The sequence below is a fragment of the Candidatus Nitrohelix vancouverensis genome, from assembly GCA_015698305.1.
GTDB classification, from domain to species: domain Bacteria; phylum Nitrospinota; class Nitrospinia; order Nitrospinales; family VA-1; genus Nitrohelix; species Nitrohelix vancouverensis.
On the sequence record CP048620.1, the window covers coordinates 2,395,239 to 2,408,115 of the forward strand.

The following is a 12,877-nucleotide window of genomic DNA, read 5'->3' on the forward strand; positions in this document are numbered from 1 at the left end:
GTTAGGAAATCATCGCATAGAATACTGAACCTGTTGATAATGTAGCATATTGACTTGTTTGATCGAGCTGTATAAGTTACAATTTGTGTTAAACTAACAGACAAAGCAATAATGACTCTAACGGATCGAACCTCCCTGTTCGCTCAACAAATCGAATCCATGTTCGGGGCGATCGCTCCGCGCTATGATTTTTTGAATCGATTGTTGAGTTGCGGTCAGGATATCTATTGGCGGCGCAAGGCGGTGGATTTACTGGAGCCCGAGGACGACGCTTGTTATCTCGATTTGGCGACGGGAACCGCAGACCTTGCTTTGGAGATCAAGGTGCGCAGAAAGAGCCGGGCGCGGGTGATCGGCGCTGACTTTTGCCATCCGATGCTTCAACTGGGACAGGTCAAGGCGCGCAAGGAGTCGGTCGATATCGCTTTAGTGGGCGCCAGCGGAGACGCGTTGCCCTTTGCAGACGCTTCATTTTCGGGCGTGGCGATTGCGTTTGGAATTCGTAATTTTGCCGAACCGGAAAAGGGTTTGTCGGAAATATTGAGAGTTCTTAAAGACCGGGGGAAACTCGTTGTGCTCGAATTTTCTTTGCCAGATCATCCTTTTTTGAAGTGGGCCTATCAGTTTTATTTTGTCCGGGTCCTGCCTCTCATTGGTCGATTGATTTCACGTCATGGCGCGGCTTACTCTTACCTTCCCGAATCGGTTTTACGTTTTCCTCAGCGCGGCCGTTTTGTTGAGATGATGGAGGCCCAGGGATTTCGCGAGGTGGCTTTCAGGAATTTGACCTTTGGCATCGTGTCGCTTTACTGGGGGCGCAAGCATGTTTGATAACCGCAATCTCTATGGGCCGGGCAGCGCCCTGCTCCTCATAGCGCTGGTTGTATCGATCTCCTTGCAGAACGCTTCTTTCTTTGAAGAAGAGGAAACAACGATTAAAAAAGTTTCCGTCCGTGAAAGTCCTTTTGCGGATCGCCCCGAATTCAAAAATCTTTTGGAATTGCAAAATGCTTTTGTTCGCAACGCCAAGCGCGTCAAGCCGGTTGTGGTGAGCATCAACAGCGTGGAAGAGCAATTGGAAAATTCTTCCTGGCATGCGCCCTCTTTGCAGGATGTTCCCTGGTACTACCGTTTCATGGATTGGGCCAAGAAGAAAGTGGCGCGCAAGAAATACGCGCTGGATCATTTGGGATCGGGAATCCTGCTGGATTCAGACGGTCATATCTTGACGAATCATCATGTGGTTGAAGATGGCGAGCGCCTGCTGGTGAAGTTGATGGACGGCAGGAATTTGTATGCGGATCTTGTTGGCGTGGACCCCAAAACCGATCTCGCCGTCATCAAAATCTCATCGTTCCGAAGTTTCCCGGTCGGTACATTTGGCGATTCCAAAAAGGTTGAGGTGGGCGAATGGGTGATGGCGATCGGCAATCCCTACGGCCTTGAAGGAACGGTGACGGTGGGCGTGGTCAGCGGAAAGAGTCGCTATGACGTTGGCATCACCACCTATGAAAATTTCATCCAGACCGACGCTTCCATCAATCCCGGCAACAGCGGCGGTCCTTTGGTGAATCTGGACGGGGAGATTATCGGCATCAACACGGCGGTCGCGGAGTTGGGTTCTGGTGTGGGCTTTGCCATTCCAATTAAAATGGCGCTGGAAGTCAGTCGCCAGTTGATTGACCACGGTAATGTCGAGCGCGGCTGGCTGGGCGTTGGCATTCAGTCGTTGACGCCGGAGTTGGCGCAATCCTTCGATTTGCCCCAGGGCGCGTCTGGCGTACTGGTGAACAGCGTTCAGGAGAAGACACCGGCTGAAAGCGGTGGCATTCTACGCGGCGACATCATCTTCCAGTTCGACGGCGGCAAGGTTCCCAATTCAAAAATGTTTCAGCAGATGGTCGCCGATACTGAGATCGGAAAAAAAGTTGAAGTCACTATTTTTCGAAACGGAGAAGAAAAACGATTGTGGATCAAAATCGGCAAGCTCTTCTCTTGAGCATTACGTTTTATATTTAGCGTTAGCCCTGCCCTATTTCACTTCAAAGCCGACTTCAGTGATCGCGCTCCGGACGGTCTCCATTTCGACCTTGTCTTCCTCAAAATCAAAACTGACATTTCCCTGTTCCAGGCTCACCTGAACATTGTGAACGCCTGAGAGTTTGCTCAAGGCCTTGGTGACTGTTTCCACGCAATGACCACAGGTCATTCCATCGACGTCGATGATTTGCATTTGCATGACGGAACCCTTCCTTAGTTTTTCTATTTAGAGATGAATTTGAAAGCCAATTGAAGTTTCGACTTTTTGGAACTGCAATGTATGTTTGAAGCCCTTCGGACACTATTGGATTCAAGGTAATTTTAAAATCAATTATTTCAATCAGTTACAAATTAAATGGGCTTGCTTTCACTGAGAGGACCTGAAGCGGATCTTTATATTCAAAATATCAGACATTTAATTTATGTGAAAACCGTTAAATAACTCAAGAATATTAATTAAAAGCCGAAAAATCATATATGGAATGGCTGGAGGGCTGGTTCCATGAATCCGTAAAATTAATAAAAATGACAGTTGTAAACGACGACCCATCGTTCCATTTCAAGGAGGAAATGGCTAATGACGAATCGAATTGTAAGGAATCCTGGACGTATTCAATCCAATTTAGGTAAGCAACAACTGCGACCTGTTGTGGCGGATTGGAGAAGTGCGACTTTGTATCAAGGGAGTCAATGCAGTTCATGGAACCTTTCTAGGAGGACAGCATGAATGAGTTGAACCCAGCATCTAAAATTATCCGTCGTCAAGCAATCAATAAAGCGAGCCCGGTGGCGAAATCAGCGAAAACGGTTTCCAGCAAAGGGGAGTCGGAGGATCGCGTTACGCTTTCAGTCGCCTCAAAAGTTCAGGCCTCGAAAAAGTCTGCGCCAACAAGCGGCGAGCTACGTATGGACCTGGTGAACAAATTCAAGAGCGTTCTGGAAAAAGGTTCCTATGACGTGAAAGCGGATGAGATTGCGGACAAGATGGTGCAGAAAATCAGGGAACAAAAAAACCAGGTGATATTCTAAAAGAGTTGCTTTCAAAGAAGGTATCTCTAGGCATCAACTCCGGTCGACTATTTATTGCCCCGCTTTCACGATTGTGAGGTGGGGGAAATTGTCGCCTTCCTTTAATTTTTCTTCCCAGCGTTTCCCAAGTTTGTTCGATCTCAAATCGACGCTTTCCAACAGCGGCATGAGATCGCTTTCGGCGAGCGCCAAAGCCCCAACGCGGGTGATCTGATTATTCCTCACATCCAGCTTCTTTAAATTGGCGAATTGCGGCGATTGCGCGATGGCCTGCAAACCCACGTCTCCAATAAAATTCTGACGCAAATCAATACTTTCAAGCTCCTCAAGGTAAGGATAGCGGCTGAGGTAGATAGCCTCGACAGCGGTGATCTCCATATTCGCCATTTTCAAAGATTTGTTGTTCATGCCGATTCTGGATTGAATGAATTTCTCGAACAGGGTGATGCTACGCGTCCGTTCTTTTTTGAATTTGGCGTCGATGGCAGTGTTGATCTTGTTCAGATCCCCCTTCGTCGTGTAGAACATATCGAGAACGATTTCTTTGACCATTTCATCTTTATCCATCTTTGGCGACATGGCGGATTCTTTCTTTAAATGGTTATAGTTCTTTCATTCTAGGCCGGGCGGTCAAATTGTCAAGTTGCATTGAGGGCTGGAATTATAGGGGGGAATCCTGCGTTCCTGGCAAAGGTCCATTGACAGGAATATGCTTCTGCGGATTTCAAACGTATAAGGCTGGGGCGCAAACTGAAGGTCTGGCTTTCTGTAATGAGATGTAGCTGGATTCATCCCTTCTTCAGCGAGCTACCGGAGGCGCTGTCCCATGTGATGGTGTTGGGGCTGGATACATGCGTCGCTTCTGCAGACCACTGATCGAAGGTGGCGTTGATTTTTGTGATGCGCACGCAGGCGTCCATGCCATGAGAGCCGGCGGTGTGAGAATGAATTTTCTGAAGATTTTTGATGTAAGTCCCCTGCTCTGACTTGTAACGATCCTGCGCTTCCGCGATATTCGCCAGCGCGTTTTCCGCCGCCGTGTCATACGCGAAAATTGTTTTCTTGATGTGAGCGAAATCCACTCCATAATTGATATAGCCCCAGATGCACAAGGGAATCACCGCCAGAGACCAGAGCGAACGTTTGACCATCGCTTTGTCGATGAAAATCCCGGCAAAAATTAAAACGATGCTTGCGATCGCCGCATAGAGGGAACCTTGTTCGTAATAATTGAGGGGGATGAATTTTTCGCCGCATTCGACGCTTTCCGCCTGAATCAGATGGGGAATCGAGTCAACGAGTCCCGAGGCGAGCAAGGCTTGCGCAGGTTCTGGCAATATGAACAGGGAGGCGCTGATAAGGGCCAGCCCAATTTGCTGGCGCATGCATTTAGAAGTATGTTTCATTCTCTATCCGGTGCGTTGGAGTGAAGATTATCGCCGTCTCTCCGTTTTTTATTTTTAATTTTTACCGGTTCTTTATACCAGTCAAATTCAGGACTGCCTTCGCGGATGAAGCGGAAGCGATTATTATCGATGCATTTGGGGCAGGGAAATATATAAATGTTTCCCACCGCTCCGCCGAGGGAGTGTTTGATCAGGTGCTTGCATTGTTCACATTCGTAGACGAACAGCGTCATACAGTATCAGAAAAATTATATGAAAAAGTGAGTCGGTTCTACTTGATTATTCTTCCCTCAAAACCTAAACTTTAGGTTTTTACCAAATATGGCATTGAAAAGCTATCATCTATTTTATATTTCCGTCTAACAGTTTACTGGCTTAAGGTCCTGAAGACTATGGAATTAATAAAAAAATGGATTCATCTTTCAATTTATTTTATGGAGCGAGCCTATGAGCGATTCACCCCGATTTACGGACAATGGCGACGGAACCATAACGGACAATAATTCAGGTCTTGTCTGGTGCAGTCAGGACTCGTGGCATCTGGCGCACGACTGGCTTGATTTTCAGGAGTCGCTGGCGTTTGTCGATGAGATGAATAAAAAAGATTTGATGGGATTTCACGATTGGCGTATCGCGGAACGCGAGGAAATCGAAGCCTTGTACGTTCCCGAGTCGATCAATCTGGCCCGCTCAAAAGAAGAAATTCATATCGACCCCTTGTTTGCTCCTCAGGGCGGCAACGGTTCCTGGTGCCTGCCTTTCGACCAGCGCGCGGCTTTTTACTTCTCATACGCCAGCGGCATATCGCAGTTCTTTGATCAGGATTTTTCTCAGGGCTACGTTCGTCTGGTGCGTTTGTGCGGAGATTAATTGTCGTTCTGTTTTTTGGCTTCAGTGTGACAAGACACTGGAGGAGGCATTTCTTTCAGGGGCTTCACATCCATGAGGATCGTGACGCCCTTTTCATCCTGCGAGATGGAGGCAATTTGATAGCGGTCGTTGTCGACGGGACTGCGGTCTCCCAGATAAAGCGCGGCGCAAGCGGTCAGGGCTTCCCAGTCGAGATAAAGTAAAAAGCGTTCTTCTTCGTCTTCGGTATCGAATTGCGCAAACAGCGCATCGAGACTCAGCGCGCCAATGGCTTCAATGGATTGGCCGATGCAATATTTCTTGAAGGGACCGCCTCCGCCTACGGTTTTGTCGCAGGACAGTTTCGCAAAAATATAATCGACGAGGCGTTCGTCATAGTCAAGCGTCACAGACATGCTGGCGGTGGTATCGCTACAGGGCATGAGAGCCTTCTTCCCAGATAAAATTCATACTGATGTCAATGGAGGGGGCCGAGTGGGTGATGCGTCCGACCGAAATGCTATCGACCCCTGTTGAGGCAATTTCATGAAGGTTTTCCAGCCTGACGTTTCCTGAGGCTTCCGTCCTGGCCTTGCCGTCGATTATTTTTAGCGCTTCTTGTATCGTTTCGATAGACATGTTGTCGAGCATGATGATCTCCGCTTTTGCCTGCACCGCTTCTTGAACCTCTTGCAAGTTGGAGGTTTCAACTTCGACCGGGAAACCGGGCGCCAAATTGTCGCGCGCTTTTGACACGGCCTGCGCAATGCTTCCGACGGCCTTGATGTGATTGTCTTTGATCAAAACCGCATCGTAGAGCCCAAAACGATGATTGCTCCCACCGCCGCAAGCGACGGCGTATTTCTGAAATGTTCGCAAGCCCGGCCAGGTTTTTCTCGTGTCGAGCAGAGTCGCCGGTTTGGCCCGCTCTGCGTAGGCGCGCGTCAGGGTGGCGATGCCGCTTAAATGTTGCAGAACATTCAGGGCCGTTCTTTCGCCTTCCAGCAAGGCTCTCGCCTGCCCTCTCATGCGAAACAACAGATCACCTTCATTGTATTCCTGCCCGTCATTGGCGGCAAACTCAATTTGCACTTCGGGATCCAGTTTCTTAAAGACAGCTTGAAAAAAATCCCGCCCGCAAAGCGTGAGATGTTCCTTTGCGGTGGTTTCCGCTATCAGAATTTTCCCCTCGGGGATCAAGTTGCGTGTGGTAATATCTCCTGTGCCGACATCCTCTTGCAGGGCCAGATTCAGTAAATTCTGAATTTGTTCTTCGCTTGGGCGGTGCATGTTACGCAATCCTTTGATACGAATTATTTATTAATTGGCTCATAATAATTCATTTTGATTTTTTTATCCGCTCAAATTTCCCGGCTCTGAAGCCGGTTGGATGATTCCATGCAATTACCACAGAGATTACAACTTGAAGAAGTGACTGCGGAGGACATGAACGACCGGTTCAGTCACAGCGCCTGGGAGGCCTCTGGACGTTACAGGATGCTGGACCCTGATACGGGTCGGGTTTGGGGATTTATCGTTGTGGATCAGTCGCTGAGAGGTCCTGGCCTTGGAGGAATTCGCATCGCCCCCGATCTGACACTGGGGGAAGTGATGCGCCTTGCGCATGTGATGACTCTGAAAAACAGCGCCGCTAATTTACCGCTTGGCGGAGGCAAATCGGGAATCATCGCGGATGCTGAAATTCTGCGTAGCGAGCCGGCGATGAAAAAAGAACTGATTGCAAAATTTGCCGAAGCGGCCTTTGAGGTTTCGGATTATATTCCTGCTCCTGATATGGGAACGGATGAGCAGGACATTCAGCTGATTTACGATCTTTACTCAACAAAACTTGGCGCGAGAAACCATCGTCGAGGCGGCGCGGGTCGTCCTCCCGAGCTAGGCGGCGTGCCGATAGACGATTGGGGCTTGACGGCGCACGGTCTGTTTGCCGCGGCTGAGACGCTTGAGTCCTTGGATGAAGATTTGAAGCTGGAGCATTGCGATGTGGTTGTGCAAGGTTATGGCAATGTCGGTTCCCGGATTGCGGAGAAGCTGGCGGCGCGCGGAGCTCGCATTGTAGGCGCGTCGGACATTCATGCGGCGCTTTGGAATGCGCAGGGACTGGACCTTGATGCATTGCGCACGGCGCGTCGCAATCCCTGGGGGCTTGATACCTATTCCGGCAAGGTTGATAAGAAATGGGGGCCGGATCGTTTGCATTGGCTGTTGGAGGCCCCGTGTCATTTCTTGATTCCTGCGGCCCGCCCGAACGCTATCACGGCGCGTAATGCGGACCGAATTCAGTGTCGCTATGTTTTACAGGGGGCTAATGTTCCCAGCAGTAAAGTGACGGAGTATTATCTTCAGAAGAAACGCGGTATTGTGTCTTTGTGCGATTTCATCGTCAATGCGGGCGGTGTGATCGGTTGCGCGGCGGAACTGGAATACACTTCCGATGCGGCCTACCGAGAGCGGGTCGATGCGCGCGGCTTTCGAAATTATCTGGAAGATCGCATCTACGAGACGGTGCGGAATAATACAAGGTCCATCATGGCGATGACGCTGGAAAATGAGGATTTGATATTTCGCGACGCGGCGGAAATCCTCGCTCACGAACGCCTGAATGTCAAAGAGAAGGAAATCTGGATCTAGCGATTCATTGTTCTCGAGATGCAGAAAGCCCCCTGTTCTATTGTGAACAGGGGGCTTCAGTTATTTATGGAACTTTTTTGAAACCGGCTTCGAAATGCGTCAGTCCTTCGTCGGCTTCCGACACGCTCAGGTTGAGCGGAGGTCGCAGGCGCACGGATCGTTCTCCGCAGGCGAGAACAAGGCAACCGGCTTCGCGCAGATGATCGATGAAATTGTTTCTGGATTTAGAGTCGGGTAAATCGAAGGCGATCATCAGCCCGCGTCCACGGACATTGCCAACAAAATCGTATTTGCCCGCCAATTGGATCAAGCCATCCAACAGATAATCCCCAATGTCGCTTGCATTCTTTAGAAGATTTTCTTTTTCGATGATCTCAAGATACTTTCGACAACGCACCATATCGACCAGATTGCCGCCAAAAGTCGAGTTAATGCGACTGGGAACGGTGAAAACGCTTTCCACTTCCTGAATCCGTTCGTTTGCCATGATGCCGGCGACCTGGGCCTTTTTACCAAAGCAGATGATGTCGGGCATGACCCCAAAATGCTCTGCGCACCACATTTTCCCGGTCAATCCCAAGCCGGTTTGCACTTCATCGAATATCAACAAGGCTTCCTTTTCGTCGGCGATTTTTCGAAGCATTTGAAAAAACTCAGCGCGAAAATGGTTGTCTCCTCCTTCGCCCTGGATGGGTTCGATGAGGATGGCGGCGATGTCATTCGGATTATTCTTGAAGGCTTCATCAATTTCCCGGTAGGTTTGTTCTTCAAGAATTTCGACATTTCTCTGGTTTTCAGCCGTTAGAGGAAATTGCATATAAGGACTGGTCACTCTCGGCCAGTTGAATTTTGGAAAGTATTTCGTTTTGTTTGGTTCAAAGGTATTGGTGACAGAGAGCGTGTATCCCGTTCGCCCATGAAAGGCTTTTTGAAAATGAAGAATTTGAGAGCCTTTGTCGTGAATGCCCCGTTCAATATTTTTACGCGCTTTCCAGTCGAATGCCGTTTTCATGGCGTTTTCGACTGCGAGCGCGCCGCCTGAAATAAAGAAAAAATGATCGAAGCCTTGCGGCGTCGCCATGTCATGAAAGGCGCTGACAAATTCCGCCATTTCTACGCTCAGGACGTCGGAGTTGGCGGGCTTGCACTTGCCGGTTCGATAGATTTCTTTTAAGAAAGCCGGTTCATTGAGTTCCGGGTGATTGAATCCAACGGGCAGGGACGCAAAAAATGTGTAGAAATCCAGGTAAGACCGTTGGGTCAAAGAGTCATGCAAATAGGAACCCTGGCTTTTGTCGAAGTCGACGACAAGATAAGGCGGTGTGAACAGCATGAACTGTTTGATTTGCGAGACAGCGACTTTGGGTAAATCTACCTTTGAGGCTTTCATGGAAGATCTCCTTGACTGAATTCACAGAATATTCTTTTGTTCTTCTAATTAAGATGGCGCGTATGGCGCGGTGGATTCTCTTTTCGGAGGCAGGGAATGATGATTTCTATTTCATGAAAAAAAATTAATGTTCCTGTTGCGAGAGAAAAATAACTTTTTGAAGCGAGACGAGGGGGGAAACAGATAAAAAGAATTTTAACGAAAATGCTTCTGTCTTTTCAGCGGTACTCGGGTCGAATTGTGTGTGGGGAATTCTCTTAGGAAAACGATTCCAGTTCTACGCGATTGCGCCCCTGCTCTTTGGCTTTGTATAAGGCGCGGTCGGCGCAGGCAATGAGATTTTTTTCGCTATGGATGCTGTGGGGAATGCCGTAGGCGAGTCCAATGCTGACGGTCACATGGTTTATAGTTTGTGAACTTTTGTGTGGAATGGAGAGTCCGGAAACGGCAGAGCGCAAGGCTTCTGCGACTTGAATGCCGCCCTGGGAGCCTGTTCCCGGCAGAACCACGGCAAACTCTTCTCCGCCATAGCGCGCGATGAAATCTGCGGGACGGTGCAGATTATTGTCCAGCGCGTGCGAAACTCGTTTGAGACAGTCGTCGCCTGCCTGATGCCCGTAGGTGTCGTTAAAATTCTTGAAATAATCAATGTCCATCATGAGGAGGCAGAGTTCCTGTTTTTCCCGTGCGGAACGCTTGACCTCTTTATCCAGCGTTTCGTCGAAATAGCGTCGGTTGAACACGCCGGTCAAGGCGTCTAAAATGGACAGTTGCTGAAGCGACTGGTTGTGCTGTAAAAGAGATTGTTGACTCTCCCTCAATTCATTTTCAATTTTATCTTTTAACGCCAGTTCTTCCTGAAGCTTTTGGTTGATCTTTTCCAGTTCTGCCGTGTGTTTTTCGACGGCCCATTTCTTTTCAATTTGCTCCAGACACAGGGAAATACGTTTGGCGATTTCGCCTTCCTTGCAGGGTTTTAACATGAAATCGGCGACGCCCACGCGAATGGCCTCGATTGCGGACTCGAGAGTGGCATAACCGGTCATGATCAGAAGGAAGGTGTTGGGGCGAATCTTTCTGATCTGGTTGAGCACTTCCAGTCCGGTTTGACCTTTCATGCGCAGGTCTGTCACAACGACGGAATAATCAAACTCCTTGACTTTAGCGAGGGCATCGTCCGGGTTATTGGCAATGTCCACCTGATAGCCATTTTTCACCAGAGCGTATTGCAGGGAAATTAGAATGGTTTCTTCGTCGTCTATAAGAAGGATGGAGTGCTTTTTCATAATCTCTGTGTAAGTTAATTCTGAAGGAGTTCCTTGAGGATCACCCCTCCCCCGTTCTCGTAAATTTCTTCGCCGAGATCGAAACCCATTTTTCTGGCTTCGTAGCTGGGGCCGGTGATTTGGGATCGAATGATGGTTTTGCCATCGAGACTTGCTACAAGTCCTTTTAAGGTCAACTCGTCGCCGTCGAGAGTCGCGTAGGCGCCAATGGGCACCTGACACCCTCCCTCCAGATATTGTACGAAAGCGCGTTCCGCTTCAACGGTGAGGTGGGTTTCTTCGTGATCGAGTCTGCCGACGATGGCTTGTATATCCATGTCATAGGTTCTGTTCTCAATGCCGACTGCGCCCTGCCCCATGGCGGGAAGGATCACATCGGGAGAAATCAGTTCCGTTATTTTATCGTTCCAGCCCATACGGTGCAAACCTGCGGCGGCAAGAATGATGGCGTCGAATTCACCGGCTTCGAGTTTTGCAAGTCGGGTATTGATATTGCCGCGCAATTGTTTGATTTCGAAATCGGGTCGGTAGGCCAGTAATTGCGAGCTTCGGCGCAGACTGCTGGTTCCGATCCGGGAGCCTTTGGGCAGGGTATCCAGCGTTTGTCCTGATGTTGAAATCAGCGCGTCGAAGGGGGATTCTCTTTCCGTGATGGCCCCGATGCTGAGTTCGTAGGGCAATTTCATTGGTACATCCTTCATGCTATGCACCGCAATATCGGCTTCCTTGCGCATGATGGCTTCTTCGATCTCTTTGACGAAAAGACCTTTGCCGCCGATTTTATTGAGAGGGACATCGAGGATTTTATCGCCCAGCGTTTTAATCTTTAAAATTTCGACAACGACCTGGTTTTCAATTTCCTGGGTTTCGATGAGAGATTTTATCCAGTTTGCCTGCCACATTGCCAATTCGCTACTTCGCGTACCAATCACTACTTTTGTTATATCCATTAATCGTCCAGGTGAAACAGATGCCGGATGGCTTTCAGATAATGATGACCATCTTGCGTCTGGGTTTTCTTTTTGAGGTTTATCGTGGGGTGGTGGAGAATCTTGTTGATGATCGACGTGGTCATTTGCTCGATCGAAAGACGATCTTCCTCGGAGAGCGATCCCATTTTTTTGAGGGTGCGATCCAGTTCTTTTTGCCGAATCAATTCCGCCTTGTTGCGCAGTTCCACAATGGTGGGCACGGCGTCGAGAGAATCCACCCAGTTATTAAATTTTTCGACTTCGCCATGAATGATATCCATCGCTTCAATGGCTTCTTTTTCGCGCTCCTTGATATTGGCGGAAACAACGGACTGCAAGTCGTCGATGTCGTACAGATAGACGTTTTCGAGTTCGTTGACTTCGGGCTCGATGTCGCGGGGAACGGCGATGTCTATGAAGAACATGGGCTTGTTCTTGCGTTTGTGAATGGCTTGTTCGATCATCTCTTTTTTGATGATGAAGTGCGGCGCTCCCGTGGAGGTGATGACAATATCGGCCCGATGCAATTCTTCGTTGAAATTGGCAAAGTCAATCGCCGCGCCGTTCAGGGTCGAGGCCAGAGTGACGGCCCGTTCATAGGTTCGGCTGGCGACATAGACGGTTTTCACGCCATAGCTGATAAGGTGTTTGGCGGCCAGTTCGGCCATTTCACCTGCCCCGACCAGCAAGATGGAGTGGTTTTCCAAATCCTCGAAGATCTTCCTGGCAAGCTCGACTGCGGCGGAACTGATGGACACGCCGCGCTCGGCGATCCCGGTTTCTTCGCGAACTTTTTTGGCGACGGTGAAGGCTTTTTCAAAGAGCTGGTTGAGAACCATTCCAGTCGCCTGCATGGCGCGGGCCTGGTTGTAGGCGTCTTTGACTTGTCCGAGTACCTGGGACTCTCCCAGCACCATCGAATCCAGACTGGATGAGACGCAAAACAGATGCTCGACGCAACGGTAGTCGCGATAGCTGTAAAAATAACGGTCCAGATCGTTAAAGGACAAGCCGTGAAATTCAGCGATGAATTTCTTGAGAGAACGGATCCCCTCATCCTGATCCTTGACGCGGGCGTAGATTTCCACCCGGTTGCAGGTCGACAGGATAATGTGTTCAATGATCTCGTAGCGTCCGACCAGTCGCTCGGCGGACTCCTCGATTTTTGACGGAGTGAATGCCAGGCGCTCGCGAATCTCTACGGGGGTTCCCTTGTGATTGACCCCCACCATGACCAGTCTTGATTCAGCCATC

The 12,877-nt window shown here is 49.3% G+C and carries 15 protein-coding genes; 5 read left to right on the top strand and 10 right to left on the bottom strand.

Annotation, left to right across the window (positions count from 1 at the left end; genetic code table 11):
* The first annotated feature begins 111 nt into the window (after positions 1 to 111).
* Positions 112 to 831, top strand: a complete 720-nt coding sequence (ubiE, locus tag G3M78_11090; GenBank protein ID QPJ65909.1) for a bifunctional demethylmenaquinone methyltransferase/2-methoxy-6-polyprenyl-1,4-benzoquinol methylase UbiE — start codon at positions 112 to 114, stop codon at positions 829 to 831.
* Positions 824 to 1,999, top strand: coding sequence for a PDZ domain-containing protein (locus tag G3M78_11095; GenBank protein ID QPJ65910.1), 1,176 nt, complete (start codon positions 824 to 826; stop codon positions 1,997 to 1,999). The genes ubiE and G3M78_11095 overlap by 8 nt, the downstream gene beginning before the upstream one ends.
* 33 nt (positions 2,000 to 2,032) lie before the next feature.
* Here the strand turns inward: G3M78_11095 and G3M78_11100 are convergent, their stop codons facing one another.
* A complete protein-coding gene (locus G3M78_11100; protein ID QPJ66837.1) occupies positions 2,033 to 2,233 on the bottom strand; it encodes a heavy-metal-associated domain-containing protein in 201 nt (66 codons plus the stop codon).
* A gap of 530 nt (positions 2,234 to 2,763) precedes the next feature.
* Between G3M78_11100 and G3M78_11105 the strand changes: the two genes are divergently transcribed.
* Positions 2,764 to 3,069 carry a flagellar biosynthesis anti-sigma factor FlgM gene (locus G3M78_11105; GenBank protein QPJ65911.1) on the top strand — a complete coding sequence of 102 codons (306 nt, stop codon included), beginning with the start codon at positions 2,764 to 2,766 and terminating at the stop codon, positions 3,067 to 3,069.
* Between the two features lie 51 nt (positions 3,070 to 3,120).
* On the opposite strand, the gene G3M78_11110 is transcribed toward G3M78_11105, so the two are convergent.
* From G3M78_11110 to G3M78_11120, 3 genes are all read right to left on the bottom strand, one after another.
* Positions 3,121 to 3,621 carry a hypothetical protein gene (locus G3M78_11110; GenBank protein QPJ66838.1) on the bottom strand — a complete coding sequence of 167 codons (501 nt, stop codon included), beginning with the start codon at positions 3,619 to 3,621 and terminating at the stop codon, positions 3,121 to 3,123.
* A gap of 236 nt (positions 3,622 to 3,857) precedes the next feature.
* Entirely contained in the window at positions 3,858 to 4,415 is a 558-nt protein-coding gene (locus tag G3M78_11115) for a hypothetical protein (GenBank protein QPJ66839.1), read from the bottom strand.
* Between the two features lie 56 nt (positions 4,416 to 4,471).
* Positions 4,472 to 4,708: a hypothetical protein gene (locus G3M78_11120; GenBank protein ID QPJ65912.1), complete on the bottom strand. Its 237-nt coding sequence runs from the start codon at positions 4,706 to 4,708 to the stop codon at positions 4,472 to 4,474.
* Between the two features lie 214 nt (positions 4,709 to 4,922).
* Here G3M78_11120 and G3M78_11125 point away from each other — a divergent pair, with 214 nt between their 5' ends.
* Positions 4,923 to 5,345: a DUF1566 domain-containing protein gene (locus tag G3M78_11125; GenBank protein ID QPJ65913.1), complete on the top strand. Its 423-nt coding sequence runs from the start codon at positions 4,923 to 4,925 to the stop codon at positions 5,343 to 5,345.
* On the opposite strand, the gene G3M78_11130 is transcribed toward G3M78_11125, so the two are convergent.
* Positions 5,342 to 5,767 carry a hypothetical protein gene (locus tag G3M78_11130; protein QPJ65914.1) on the bottom strand — a complete coding sequence of 142 codons (426 nt, stop codon included), beginning with the start codon at positions 5,765 to 5,767 and terminating at the stop codon, positions 5,342 to 5,344. The genes G3M78_11125 and G3M78_11130 overlap by 4 nt on opposite strands.
* The gene (gene nadC, locus G3M78_11135) at positions 5,757 to 6,614 is read right to left on the bottom strand and encodes a carboxylating nicotinate-nucleotide diphosphorylase (protein ID QPJ65915.1); all 858 of its coding nucleotides are present in this window, start codon (positions 6,612 to 6,614) and stop codon (positions 5,757 to 5,759) included. The genes G3M78_11130 and nadC overlap by 11 nt, the downstream gene beginning before the upstream one ends.
* A 108-nt stretch (positions 6,615 to 6,722) precedes the next feature.
* Between nadC and G3M78_11140 the strand changes: the two genes are divergently transcribed.
* On the top strand, positions 6,723 to 7,976 hold the full coding sequence (locus G3M78_11140; protein ID QPJ65916.1) for a Glu/Leu/Phe/Val dehydrogenase: 1,254 nt from the start codon (positions 6,723 to 6,725) through the stop codon (positions 7,974 to 7,976).
* Positions 7,977 to 8,040: 64 nt separating this feature from the next.
* Here the strand turns inward: G3M78_11140 and G3M78_11145 are convergent, their stop codons facing one another.
* The 4 genes from G3M78_11145 to G3M78_11160 all read right to left on the bottom strand — a co-directional run bounded on the left by G3M78_11145 (position 8,041) and on the right by G3M78_11160 (position 12,876).
* Positions 8,041 to 9,366 carry an L-lysine 6-transaminase gene (locus G3M78_11145; GenBank protein QPJ65917.1) on the bottom strand — a complete coding sequence of 442 codons (1,326 nt, stop codon included), beginning with the start codon at positions 9,364 to 9,366 and terminating at the stop codon, positions 8,041 to 8,043.
* Positions 9,367 to 9,623: 257 nt separating this feature from the next.
* Positions 9,624 to 10,652 (bottom strand): diguanylate cyclase, encoded by a 1,029-nt coding sequence (locus G3M78_11150; GenBank protein QPJ65918.1) that lies wholly within the window; start codon positions 10,650 to 10,652, stop codon positions 9,624 to 9,626.
* A 14-nt stretch (positions 10,653 to 10,666) separates the two neighbouring features.
* On the bottom strand, positions 10,667 to 11,602 hold the full coding sequence (hemC, locus tag G3M78_11155) for a hydroxymethylbilane synthase (GenBank protein QPJ65919.1): 936 nt from the start codon (positions 11,600 to 11,602) through the stop codon (positions 10,667 to 10,669).
* On the bottom strand, positions 11,602 to 12,876 hold the full coding sequence (locus G3M78_11160; protein QPJ65920.1) for a glutamyl-tRNA reductase: 1,275 nt from the start codon (positions 12,874 to 12,876) through the stop codon (positions 11,602 to 11,604). The genes hemC and G3M78_11160 overlap by 1 nt, the downstream gene beginning before the upstream one ends.
* Position 12,877 lies beyond the last annotated feature (1 nt).

Bases quoted from the DNA above. Each gene is read 5' to 3' on its own strand.
- G3M78_11160 (QPJ65920.1), bottom strand. From the start codon at position 12,876: ATGGCTGAATCAAGACTGGTCATGGTGGGGGTCAATCACAAGGGAACC.
- G3M78_11140 (QPJ65916.1), top strand. From the start codon at position 6,723: ATGCAATTACCACAGAGATTACAACTTGAAGAAGTGACTGCGGAGGAC.
- G3M78_11095 (QPJ65910.1), top strand. From the start codon at position 824: ATGTTTGATAACCGCAATCTCTATGGGCCGGGCAGCGCCCTGCTCCTC.
- nadC (QPJ65915.1), bottom strand. From the start codon at position 6,614: ATGCACCGCCCAAGCGAAGAACAAATTCAGAATTTACTGAATCTGGCC.
- G3M78_11130 (QPJ65914.1), bottom strand. From the start codon at position 5,767: ATGCCCTGTAGCGATACCACCGCCAGCATGTCTGTGACGCTTGACTAT.
- G3M78_11120 (QPJ65912.1), bottom strand. From the start codon at position 4,708: ATGACGCTGTTCGTCTACGAATGTGAACAATGCAAGCACCTGATCAAA.
- G3M78_11100 (QPJ66837.1), bottom strand. From the start codon at position 2,233: ATGCAAATCATCGACGTCGATGGAATGACCTGTGGTCATTGCGTGGAA.
- G3M78_11125 (QPJ65913.1), top strand. From the start codon at position 4,923: ATGAGCGATTCACCCCGATTTACGGACAATGGCGACGGAACCATAACG.
- ubiE (QPJ65909.1), top strand. From the start codon at position 112: ATGACTCTAACGGATCGAACCTCCCTGTTCGCTCAACAAATCGAATCC.
- hemC (QPJ65919.1), bottom strand. From the start codon at position 11,602: ATGGATATAACAAAAGTAGTGATTGGTACGCGAAGTAGCGAATTGGCA.
- G3M78_11145 (QPJ65917.1), bottom strand. From the start codon at position 9,366: ATGAAAGCCTCAAAGGTAGATTTACCCAAAGTCGCTGTCTCGCAAATC.
- G3M78_11150 (QPJ65918.1), bottom strand. From the start codon at position 10,652: ATGAAAAAGCACTCCATCCTTCTTATAGACGACGAAGAAACCATTCTA.
- G3M78_11110 (QPJ66838.1), bottom strand. From the start codon at position 3,621: ATGGTCAAAGAAATCGTTCTCGATATGTTCTACACGACGAAGGGGGAT.
- G3M78_11105 (QPJ65911.1), top strand. From the start codon at position 2,764: ATGAATGAGTTGAACCCAGCATCTAAAATTATCCGTCGTCAAGCAATC.